The 11,403-nt window shown below is 34.4% G+C and carries 11 protein-coding genes and 1 other RNA gene; 7 read left to right on the top strand and 5 right to left on the bottom strand.

Annotated elements, in window-relative coordinates; all coding sequences use genetic code 11:
• The first annotated feature begins 19 nt into the window (after positions 1-19).
• On the top strand, positions 20-568 hold the full coding sequence (rsmD, locus tag ABWU28_RS05735) for a 16S rRNA (guanine(966)-N(2))-methyltransferase RsmD (RefSeq protein WP_353275128.1): 549 nt from the start codon (positions 20-22) through the stop codon (positions 566-568).
• 87 nt (positions 569-655) lie between these two features.
• Positions 656-802 (top strand): hypothetical protein, encoded by a 147-nt coding sequence (locus ABWU28_RS05730; RefSeq protein WP_164819305.1) that lies wholly within the window; start codon positions 656-658, stop codon positions 800-802.
• Positions 803-1,286: 484 nt separating this feature from the next.
• On the opposite strand, the gene ABWU28_RS05725 is transcribed toward ABWU28_RS05730, so the two are convergent.
• Positions 1,287-1,817 carry a hypothetical protein gene (locus ABWU28_RS05725; RefSeq protein WP_214303240.1) on the bottom strand — a complete coding sequence of 177 codons (531 nt, stop codon included), beginning with the start codon at positions 1,815-1,817 and terminating at the stop codon, positions 1,287-1,289.
• Positions 1,818-1,951: 134 nt separating this feature from the next.
• On the opposite strand from ABWU28_RS05725, the gene ABWU28_RS05720 reads away from it, so the two are divergent.
• Together ABWU28_RS05720 and ABWU28_RS05715 are read left to right on the top strand one after the other, a co-directional pair.
• Positions 1,952-2,560, top strand: a complete 609-nt coding sequence (locus ABWU28_RS05720) for a superoxide dismutase (protein WP_007302021.1) — start codon at positions 1,952-1,954, stop codon at positions 2,558-2,560.
• Position 2,561: 1 nt separating this feature from the next.
• Entirely contained in the window at positions 2,562-3,836 is a 1,275-nt protein-coding gene (locus ABWU28_RS05715; protein ID WP_353275127.1) for a M16 family metallopeptidase, read from the top strand.
• On the opposite strand, the gene ABWU28_RS05710 is transcribed toward ABWU28_RS05715, so the two are convergent.
• From ABWU28_RS05710 to nuoE, 3 genes are all read right to left on the bottom strand, one after another.
• The gene (locus ABWU28_RS05710) at positions 3,833-4,150 is read right to left on the bottom strand and encodes a hypothetical protein (RefSeq protein WP_353275126.1); all 318 of its coding nucleotides are present in this window, start codon (positions 4,148-4,150) and stop codon (positions 3,833-3,835) included. The two genes, ABWU28_RS05715 and ABWU28_RS05710, sit on opposite strands and share 4 nt — an antisense overlap.
• 103 nt (positions 4,151-4,253) lie before the next feature.
• A complete protein-coding gene (gene tgt / locus ABWU28_RS05705; RefSeq protein WP_353275125.1) occupies positions 4,254-5,468 on the bottom strand; it encodes a tRNA guanosine(34) transglycosylase Tgt in 1,215 nt (404 codons plus the stop codon).
• On the bottom strand, positions 5,469-5,969 hold the full coding sequence (nuoE, locus tag ABWU28_RS05700; protein ID WP_353275124.1) for an NADH-quinone oxidoreductase subunit NuoE: 501 nt from the start codon (positions 5,967-5,969) through the stop codon (positions 5,469-5,471). It abuts the gene before it with no gap.
• Positions 5,970-6,224: 255 nt separating this feature from the next.
• On the opposite strand from nuoE, the gene ABWU28_RS05695 reads away from it, so the two are divergent.
• Both ABWU28_RS05695 and rnpB read left to right on the top strand, forming a co-directional pair.
• Positions 6,225-8,459 (top strand): hypothetical protein, encoded by a 2,235-nt coding sequence (locus ABWU28_RS05695; RefSeq protein ID WP_353275123.1) that lies wholly within the window; start codon positions 6,225-6,227, stop codon positions 8,457-8,459.
• 157 nt (positions 8,460-8,616) lie between these two features.
• An RNA gene (gene rnpB / locus ABWU28_RS05690) (RNase P RNA component class A) lies at positions 8,617-8,965 on the top strand.
• Positions 8,966-9,320: 355 nt separating this feature from the next.
• Here rnpB and ABWU28_RS05685 read toward each other — a convergent pair.
• Complete coding sequence (locus tag ABWU28_RS05685; RefSeq protein ID WP_353275122.1) at positions 9,321-10,088, bottom strand: response regulator transcription factor; 768 nt, start codon at positions 10,086-10,088, stop codon at positions 9,321-9,323.
• Positions 10,089-10,411: 323 nt separating this feature from the next.
• On the opposite strand from ABWU28_RS05685, the gene ABWU28_RS05680 reads away from it, so the two are divergent.
• Complete coding sequence (locus ABWU28_RS05680) at positions 10,412-11,389, top strand: NAD(P)H-dependent glycerol-3-phosphate dehydrogenase (RefSeq protein WP_007302013.1); 978 nt, start codon at positions 10,412-10,414, stop codon at positions 11,387-11,389.
• Positions 11,390-11,403: the final 14 nt, after the last annotated feature.

Here is an 11,403-nt window from a genome sequence, read left to right as displayed (position 1 = left end):
AACTTCGAACTTGTTTTATATGTTACGTGTTATTGCGGGTAAATATCGTGGAAGAAAAATAACTACAGGCAAGAATTTAGCTGCACGGCCCACTATGAGTAGTGTCCGAGAAGCAATATTTAGTATACTTTCTTCAAGAAAACCTATTTATAACCTAAATGTACTTGATTTATTCTGCGGAAGTGGCTCTTTTTCATTTGAAGCACTTTCTCGAGGTGCTAAACATGTATTCATGGTAGATTCAGATTATTACAATTTGCAACTGCCTAAAAAAACAGCAGAAGATTTTGGAATTACGAACGATATCACGTTAATTTGTTGCAATGCTAACGGATTACCAAGACCTATTTCAAAGTGCGATATAGTTTTTATGGACCCACCTTATAATATCAATCTGGTTAACTCAACTTTAGACGAGTTAGCTCACTCAGGCTGGTTAAATGATGATGCGTTAATAATTCTAGAAATGAGGAAAAATGAAGGTTTTGAGTGCAATAAAAACTTCAATATAATTGTGGAGCGTACCTACGGTATTGCAAAAATAATTTTTCTTTCTTCACTCACTTGAATTTCTTTTGTAAACATCTATAGCTAAGCTAAGTAAGATTTTTCCGAGGACTGAAAGAAAAAATCAATTCGTTTTGGTGGGAATACGGTGTGTAACAGCAAATCAATACGAGTTGATATACTAGAAGAAGCAGTATGGAAAGAAATGAAGATGGTACTCAAAGAACCAGAGGCAATGACTAAGGAATATCAGCTCAGACTCGTAAAACATGAAAGTACGCAAGCAAAGGATTAACTTGAAAAGCGTGCAAGTAAAATAGAACAAGGTATAGAAAAATTAGCTTATGTATATGCAAGGGGTCATATAACGAAGGAAAAGTATGACTTAGAAGTTGAGAGCATGGAAAAGGAGTTAAAGGAATCAGAGATCAAAGGGAAGAAGCTATCGATGAAAAGAGTCTACAGAGAGAATTAGATTTTATCACAAACAGTGTAGAAAGTTTTTCCTCTGAGAGAGCTTAATCAAGCAGACTATGAAACTAAACTTGATATAATAAGAAAGTTAGTTCAACGCATTGAAATTGACGATGATAACGTACATATAGTGTTTCGATTGAAAGAACTTACTCTCGAAAGGCAAAAAAAAGTGTTCAACATTGTATCGGGATGCCAGTGTCAGCTACTTGCATGACATCCTCTTGCTTCTATAGGTGTCTTTATCTCGTCTACTTTATTTTGCCACACAGATACAATGGTTTCACATGCACTTGGTAGGCTATCTATTTTGACAAAGAAGGACTACCAACACCTTCAGCGTTTGCATCACTAAACTTACTTGCTACTTTATCAATAGTCCAAACGAGTGGCGTAACAACGAGCGCAGCAGCCCAAATAACAGCACTAACAACATAACTCAAAACTGTGTTAACAAACTGAGCTAATGCACTACTATGGACACGTGCCTTACCTGACAACATGGATGAATAATCTATCAACGATTTTGTACTGTACTTAAGATCACAACCATCTGTTACTTTCGCTAACCCTTTTGCCGGCCAATATGATAGATACGCCAATGCTAGATATAAAGGTTGTAGGGCTATATTAGCTAATGTATAAGTAGTAAGATAAGTCAGAGAATGACACCTCAAACTACCAAAAGCTACATTTTTCACTGGCTCAATAACACTATTAATATAATAAACGGACTTATAGAAACTATTTTGTGGAACTTCGTTACCTTCAACGCTTTTTCTAGGAATATCTCCGAACTTAGCATATCTACTAAAATTCTTGAATAAACTTGACATATTACCCCTCTAAAAATAAAAAATAATTACCTTGTCAGTATAGTTCATTTTAGAATAACTGCAATAAACATCTTACAAATTATGTGTTGCGCAAAAGCACATATTAACATACCATCGAAAATAAAGAGGTCAGCATGAGTTTTACTTTACCTGAGTTGCCATATGATAAAGCAGCTTTAGAACCTTACATATCTGCAAATACATTGAATTTTCATTATGATAAGCACCATAAGGGATATTTAAATAAACTCAACGAACTGGTTGAAAACACAGATTATCAACATATGGAAATTGAGGAATTAGTAACGAAAGTTCATGGAAATAATAATACAGTTCCTATTTTTAACAATGTAGCACAAGTTTGGAATCACACTTTTTATTGGAATTCAATGAAAAAAAATGGTGGTGGTAAACCTAAAGATGATGGTCTTCTAGCAAAAAAAATTCAAGATGATATTGGTGGCTTTGACAAATTTTGTGAAGAATTTTCAAATTATGGAGTAAGCCAATTTGGTAGTGGATGGGTGTGGTTAGTGCTTGAAAAAGGAAAACTCAAAATCACTAAAACTCCAAATGCGGATCTACCGCTAATTTATGGCCAGGTGCCACTACTTACTATGGATGTATGGGAGCATGCATACTATTTGGATTGCCAAAATCGCAGAATTGACTACATAAAAGTTTTTCTTGATCATTTGATCAATTGGGATTTTGTAGAAGAGAATTTAAAGAAGAATATATAAGATGAATATACCACAAGTAACAAAACTAGATAATGGTCTGCGCATAATAACTGAGAGAGTGCATGAAGTTGATTCCGTAGCTTTAAATATACGAGTTGGTGTTGGCAGTAGAGCTGAAAGTGCAAGTCAAAATGGAATATCTCATTTCCTAGAGCACATGGCTTTCAAAGGAACAAAGACAAGAACTGCTTTTGAAATTGCAAAAGCTTTTGACGATATAGGTGGAGCCTTCAATGCCTGCACCGGTAGAGAAAGCACCAGTTATTACGCAAAGGTTCTTAAAAAAGATATAAAGACTGGCATTGATATATTAATAGATATATTAATGAATTCTACATTTCCAGAGGATGAATTGGAACGCGAAAAGGGTGTTGTAATACAAGAGATTTTTCAAACTAATGATTCACCGAGCGATATCATTTTTGATAAGTATTTTGAAGCAGCTTATAAAGATCAACCATTTGGTAGGTCAATCTTGGGTACGCAAGATACTGTCAAATCTTTTACTCGAGCTAATCTAGATAACTACATAAATGAGCATTACTTTGGCGAGAACATTATATTTGCTGTTGCAGGAAATGTTGAACATGAGGAAGTTGTTCAATTAATCAAAGACTTTCTCTCAAAGATTCATTCAAAAGAGCTGAAAAAAAGCGAGAATGCAAGTTATACCGGTGGTGAGTATTTAGAACATCGTAAATTAGATCAAGTACATTTATTAATTGGTCTACCTAGTGTTTCTCGTGATGATAATAGATATCACACATTCAAAGTTCTTGATGCCATACTGGGAAGCGGAATGTCATCACGCCTATTTCAGGAAGTAAGAGAAAAGCAGGGTCTTGCTTACTCCATTTACTCATTCAACTCTAGTTATGCTGATACAGGAATGCTCTCCATTTTTGCCGGTACAGATAGTAGTAATCTAGATAAGCTTTTAAAATCCATAACGACAGAGCTAAAGAAATTGTCCACAGACGATCTGAAGGAAGAAGAAGTAAGTAGAGTAAAAGAGCGAGTAAAATCCCAAATTTTAATGTCACGCGAAAGTGTTAGCTCTCGTGCTGAAACATTAGGATACTATTACGGCAACTATAATAAATACATCAGTAAAAACGAATTAATAGAAAAAATTAGTGCTGTTACTATTTACGATATAAAAAAAGCAGCAGAAGAATTGCTATCTCAGCATAAAAGAATTACTTTAGCTGCGATTGGAGAAATTAATTCATTGCCAAGTTACGATAAAGTGGTTTCTATGCTTAGTGTACTTTAGTTATGTTGCTTATGCTCACTAAAAAGTTCAATGAATGGTTGCAAAATCCTTTCTATAAAAAGTTTGCTTTCTGGTTCATCGCATATACCACTAATCATTTTATTGAAAGTTTTTTCGCTGTTTTGTAAAAATAAATAGCTTTCTACTGATTGCACAATAGACAAGGCAGTTAAAATTCCTCCTATCACTAAACAAGAAGCTATAGCAGATACAGTACCTACTGCAACTCCAGTTGCGATCAATGATAAACCAGCTAAGAGTGTAAAGGCTGAAACGCAAAACGCTATTTGATGTTTTTCTTTATTTTTAACCATAAATGCCTCACAAAATTATATTTCTAGTATACCCGTATATATACGGTACTGTCAAGTTTTTAAGGAAGATTAAAAAATGCAACGCACATGTACAAAATATGAACTAGGTATATAGTTCACAATGCAGCGGTATTTCACTAATCCAATTATTTTTTTCCTGATCTAGCCTATCATTCAATATTGCTTGTCTTATTGATTCCATCAACTTATTCATGAAGAAAACATTGTGAATGGTAACGAGTGTATAAGCCAGCAACTCTTTAGCTTTCAGTAAATGGTGTATATAGGCTCTTGAATGTTTTCTGCAAGTAAAGCACAAACAGTCATTTTCAATTGGGTTATCATCTAGTTCGAATCGTTGATTTCGCAAATTAATATGCTCTTTACACTTTGAAGAAATAGAATCTCTATTTTTTACTTTAACAAGCGCGCCACCATGTCTTGCGAGGCGAGTTGGATGCACGCAATCAAATGTATCAACTCCAAGCTCTACTCCACGAAAAATGTCTACAATTCCACCAATACCAAGCAAATGAGTAGGCCTATCTTTTTTTAAATGTTCCATAGTAAAGGAAACTACATCATACATCTGCTCTTTACTTTGACCAAGTGATCCACCTATTGCTTGACCAAAAAATGGCAAATCATTGATAAAATCACAACTTTCTCTACGCAAATCTTGATACACTCCACCTTGGCTAATTCCATACAGCGCCTGTTTGCCATCATTATTTTTTTCAAACTCATTTAAAGAACGTTCAGCCCATCTATGGCTCATGAGCATCGATTTCCTTGTGTACTCCTTGCTGACGTGAAATGGAGTGCATTCATCCAAAACTAGGATTAAATCTGCGCCTAATTTTTGTTGAATTTGTATAGATTTTTCAGGAGTTAAGCAATAAATTTTACCATTTATGTAAGAACGAAAAATTGCCCCATCTTCATTAATTTTGATCAGAGTTTTTTGTTTCTGTCTTATTCCCTTTATTTCTTCTGAAACTGATCCGTATCCTAAACTAAATATCTGGTATCCACCAGAATCAGTTAGCATTGGTCCATTCCATCCCATCATCTTGTGCAAGCCACCAAGTTTTGCCACAGTATTCTCTCCAGGTTGAAGCATTAGGTGATAAGTGTTGGAAAGTATGATCTGAGTACCTGCTTCTCTGATTCTCTCGATATCTGCAGCTTTAATAACAGCTTTGGTTGCACAAAATATAAATGCTGGTGTTTCTATACTTCCATTTGGAGTTTTAATTGTACCAACTCTTGCAGGACCTGATTGTTTAGCTATCTGAAATGCAAATTTCTCTTTCATCTATTTGCTTGAAAGTTCTGCTATAATATTTTCTACTTTTTCAGGAGTGAGATTTTCATAAAAGTCATTATTGATCTGCACCACAGGGGCATTAACGCATGCACCAAGACATTCAACTTCCTTTAAAGTAAATAGATTATCTTTAGTAGTTTCACCGATATTGATTCCTAGTTTCTTTTTAAAGTTATTTAACACTTCTTCGCTATTGCATAACCAGCAAGGAGTTGTCCTACAAATTTGTATCAAATATTTACCCACTGGCTTTAAATTATACATAGTATAAAAATTTGCCACTTCATACACGCGAATATGTGGAATATGAAGCATGTCAGCAACGTAACGCATGGCAGATTCAGGAACCCATCCGCATTGTTCTTGTACGAGATATAGTAAAGGCATGACAGCGCTACCTTCTCTACCTTTAGGATACATCTCTATAGACTTTTTCGCTTTTCTGAGGTTGTCTGATGTAAAACTAAACTGTTCTTCTTTCTCTTTCATCTAATAAGGTTCGTGTAAATCTCAACAAATTATACTTGAAGAGTTAACAATTGCAATTGTTGGTTTTTTGAGCTCTACAATATTATATCTGTAGAGTGGGTGCACTCAATTTGTGAATTCTTTACTGCTACTCATTTTCCATATTTCGCTTTGCAGATTATAAAGGTATTAATTTCTTAATTTTAGTTAAAATTTTATTGACGTTACATATAGAAATAATCATAATAGCGTTTTATTAAAATTTTAAATATAATTATGTCTATATTAAGTAGATTATTTAGAGTTAATACAACTACACTGAAAGTTAAAGAAGCGATAGGTTTTAACCCAGTAAACGTAGGGTTGATTGAAGGAAATGGAGTTACTTATGGACTCAGCTATCAAGATAACGGCAATGGAAGCAGTAGAGTAAAGTTACTTATTAGTCCATTATATCAATCGAAAACATACGAGTGTGATACATGTGTCAACGTAGCAAATGAATTCAAGGGCCAATTATCTCCCACACTAATAGAAAATTCAGCTGAAGTAGATAAAGTTGGAGTTATTTTTCCTACAGAAGAAACTAACAAAGAAAGAAAGTGCATCAAAGGCTTAACATTCAACACTTACGAAATCAAGCATTCAACTAATGCTCCCTTAGTTGAATACGTAGGAAAAGTAAAATTATACAAGAACATTGATATAAATAATCTTGCAAATGAAGACAATAGTTACTTTTTACCAAAGGCAGTAAAAGTTGGTAACGGTAATGTCATTGTAATCGCTCATAACTTAAAGGATCAAGCTTTAGTCTCTTGGTATTTACAATCAGACACGGATGGAAAATTTAAGGTTTTGCGTGAAAAAAACGGTCTTATAGAAAGAAAATTATTCAAATTTGATAATCCAGGGCAATTAGTACTAGATGAAAATACGATTCTTTATTCGCAAGTGAGAAAAAATAGTACTGAAAATCAAGAAGTAAGAACAAATATTTTTAAATTTGATGTGGCTAAAGTAGTTCAGAATCTGAAAGATAGAAAGGGAGCTAATGACTTTTTGCTTGGTAATAAAAGCGGTCAATTAGATATAGTGTCATCTATTAACTCTAATCCAGGAAAAATAAACTTTTTACAGTATGTGAAACGAACTGAAGGCGATGATCAGATTGCTTTTCTTGAAAATGATCAATCTTCTAATACGCAAAAATTACATTTAGCAAATCTTGTTAAAAGTAGATCAAAATCAAATTTTACTGTTTGTGAATGTGAAGATCCTATAGAACAATTGTATGTTAAAGACAATGGCCAAGGAGGTTTTATCGTCACTGCGGTAAGTGGAGAGAGTATTATAACTTTTAATAGAGAGAGCTCTGGAAAATCTTCTGAAGCAACGATAATACCGACAAGCAGTATCAAAGCTCTCAGTGATTTTGTTAATATCATTAACGGCCAATTGATGCCTAGTATTATTTCCAGCAGTACTGTGGCTCCTATAACTGTTACAGAGACGGTTGTGACTTCTAAGAAAACGACGACTGCTGCAATTACTAGCACAACAGAAACCGACACTGTAAAGACTACCAAATTAACAACAGAAGCATCAACTATCATTGTACCAACTTCCACAATGAGTAAATCTTCAACAGAGTCAACAACTCAGGCAAGTACAGTAACAGTGGAGTCAACAACAGTAGCATCAACTACCACTGCACCTACTTCTACAACGAGTAGGCCTTCAACAGAGTCAACAATTCAAACAAGTACAGTAACAGTGGGGCCAACAACAGTAGCAAAAACAACTACTACTCCACAAGCGACCACAGTTGCTACAACGTCAACTAGTGTGCCTTCGGAAACTGAGACAAGTACTGTAAAATCTACAGCAGCGACTGTTGAGTCAACTTTTACAGCAAGCAGTACTACGATGAGTAAGCCTTTAACAGAATTAACAACTAAGATGAGTACGTCATCAGAACCAACAACAGTAGCTGAAACTATTGCGACCTCACAAGCGACTATGATTACTACAATGCCAACTAATGTGACAACAACAAACTCAGAGGCAACTATACAAACAGTATCCACTATATCAAATACTGGAACAAAGGTAACAACTCCTCTGTTCACTACAACTTTACTTCCTCAAACTACTCCTTCACCACAGCCCGCTCAGCTTGCTATAGAGTCTAATAGGGCAGGAATGATAGGTGGGTCTTTGGTTGGAGCGATAATAAGTATTGCTGGAATTATAGGATTCATAACATACAAATATGTTAAGGGTCGTAATTCTGCCCCTGTGTTAGAACTAACTAATTTCAATGATAGAAGGCGATCATCTTCAAGTGGCAATAGCGATGAAGAAATTTTTATCGCTAATAACAGAATGAGACATATATCTATGCGAACTATGGATCAATCTGAAACAGTGCTAAACAGTATATCGGTGGAGAGTAGTAGTCGGTCAAGAAGTAGCTCATCGTCTTCAAGCGGTGGACCAGGATCTTGACTGACTGAGCTAGAGTCTAAAAGTGAAAAAAGCTTATCTTGGGATAGCGATGATGTACCGGAATATCACCTTTAGCTATTTGTCTGAATGTTTTTAGTATGTAGACTGTTAGGAAATTTTCTTTTGCTTTTATGATTTTAATGTTAAAGTATAATTCCTAGGTGCAATAAGTAGCTGCTGTTGTGTGATAAACACAGCAGAGGAAAGTCCGAGCTCCAAGAAAAGGTAGTGACGGGTAACGCCCGCCGGAGGTAACTCCAGTTATAGGGCTACAGAAAATTACCGCCTAAATATTATTAGGTAAGGGTGAAAAGGTGTGGTAAGAGCACACCATAACAATGGCAACATTGGTAGTCAAGTAACCAACACTAGGAGCAAGATTAAATAGAAGTAGATTTTATGTTTTTCTCATATCTACTCGGGTAAATCGCACGAAGTAAATGGTAACATTTACTCCAGATAAATAGCTACATAAACAGAACTCGGCTTATATTTCACCTAGGCAATGCATGAATGTCAGCCATACTATGTAAATGTATCAAACATTTCACATACCCTCTACGCTCAATTTGACCACCTATATTCCTTTTACTTCTTGGCTTATCTCTTTATTTTATTTCCTTTTGAACTTAACAAAGCTTGAATTTTAACCGAGCTTTTCCTTTAACTAGTCATTCTCTATCTCTAAAGCCTTACTTTCTTACCTATAACTTTTTAGCTCCGCTTCCAACTTTTCTATCTTTTGTTGCAAATCTTTGTAAAGTTCTAAAAGACTGACCACGTTACCTCACTTTTAGGATTAGTTTTTATCTTACTAAATCTACCTTTTCGCTTCTTCAATCAACAAGTAAATAAAGCATTTCATGCGCTGTCCTTGACTTGTTCTGCTTGATAGTCACTACTGCTTTCGCTTATATTAACACTAGAGTATTCTTCATCGTCAACATACTTTAGAACATATCCTCTACCCCAAACGGTTTCTATGTGGCTTATTCCGTCATTTGCACTTTCAAGTTTTTTACGTAATTTACACATAAAAACATCAACTATTTTGTTGTCTGAAGGTTCGTCCAAGCCATTGTAAAGATGGTTTAAAAACATTTCTTTTGTCAACACTGCTCCTTTACGCAATGCCAGCAATTCTATCATGGAATACTCTTTGTTAGTAAGGTGAACTGTTTTGCCTTTTACCTCAACAATCCTGTGATCAAAATTGATATTCATATTACCAATCTTTATCACTGATTCGGGATGGCCTTTAGTACGTCGGACTATGGCCTTAATTCGAGCTAATAATTCGCTCTTGTGAAATGGCTTGGTTAAGTAATCGTCGGCACCATACCCAAGTCCTTTAGCTTTATGGTTGGCAGCGGAGATACACGAAAGTATTAAAACAGGAACTTTGATTTTTGCACTTCTTAATCTTAACAGTATATCATATCCATCAATATCACCAGGCAGGTGTATATCTAGAATAACTAGATCGTAACAGTCTCCACCCGAGGAAACCATATTATTGTTATAATCTTGTGCAGAAGTAACAACGTCGCAAAAATGTCCATCAGAAGTTAAGGCATTAACTACAGTCCTTGCACTTACTTGATCATCTTCAATTAATAATATACGCATATTTTACACCCCATAAATAATTTATAATTTTAGTAATATATATAACCAAGGAAAGTAACAAATCAAATTTTTATTAATGAATAATAGAAATTACACTTATTAATTAATAGTTAATGTGTCGTTCCAAAATTATACAAATAGATCTAAAATACAATAGATATACTATAATAATACTATTTTTAGTAAATATTGAATAGAAGCTATTTTTATTAAAAGAATACTTAGGTTAATAGATATTTAAACTATTTTATACTTTTATGTTATATTTTTAATTTACTTATTCTACAGTTTTAAATTATAAGTAATACTTTCAGGAATATTGAGTGGTAATATCAGTTTTAGGTGCTGGCGCATGGGGTACAGCAATTGCGATTTCATTAAGTGGTAAGAAAAATGTAATTTTGTGGACTCGCAATAAGGCCATATTTGAATCAATTAAAGAGAAAAGAGAAAGTGACAAGCTACCTGATTGTCCAATTTCTGATAATGTATCAGTAAAATTAGCTATTGAAGATGCAGTGAATGCTTCAGTAATAATTCTAGCTGTTCCCACTCAGTCTCTAAGGGAGATATGTCATCAATTGAATGATTGTAACCTAAAAAAAAATGTAGCAATAATTTTGGCTTGTAAGGGAATAGAAAAATCTACATTAAAATTACCTAGTGAAGTAGTCAATGAAGTTTTACCTAATAATCCTCTTGCTGTTTTTTCTGGTCCTAGCTTTGCTATAGAAGTTGCAAGAAAATTACCATATTCGATGGTTCTTGCATGTCAAAATGAAGTATTAGGTTTAAAATTAGTATCAGAGCTACAGCAAGAAAATATTAAATTGTACCTTAGTAGCGATGTTATAGGAATACAGGTTTGTGCAGCGTTAAAGAATGTTTTTGCTATAGCATGTGGGGTTGTTCTAGGTAGGTTTGGGTTTAATGCTCATGCAGCATTAATTACGAAAAGTATGAGTGAAATTAAGGCTTTATACTCAGCAAAAGTTGGTGACGGCAATGTAGATATAAATACACTACTTGGACCAGCATGCTTAGGCGATTTGGTTGTGACATGCACATCATTAAATTCAAGAAATCTATCTTTTGGATCTAAAGTAGCTAATAGTAATGGTTCTAGTGCTCAGCAGATTTTATCAGAAGGTAAGTCGGTAATTGAAGGTTTTAACACTGCTAAGTCTGCATTTGATTTAGCAGAAAAGCTAAAGATAAAAATGCCCATATGTGAAGCGATCTATAGATTGCTATATGAAAATACTTCTATAGAAGATACTATTTCTGTTCTTGTAAATTAGTTTTATATTTCGGT

The organism is Wolbachia endosymbiont (group B) of Pilophorus perplexus, from assembly GCF_964028155.1.
Taxonomy (GTDB): Bacteria; Pseudomonadota; Alphaproteobacteria; order Rickettsiales; family Anaplasmataceae; genus Wolbachia.
Note: the sequence above shows the minus strand (reverse complement) of the source record. Positions and strands in the feature narration are given on the sequence as shown.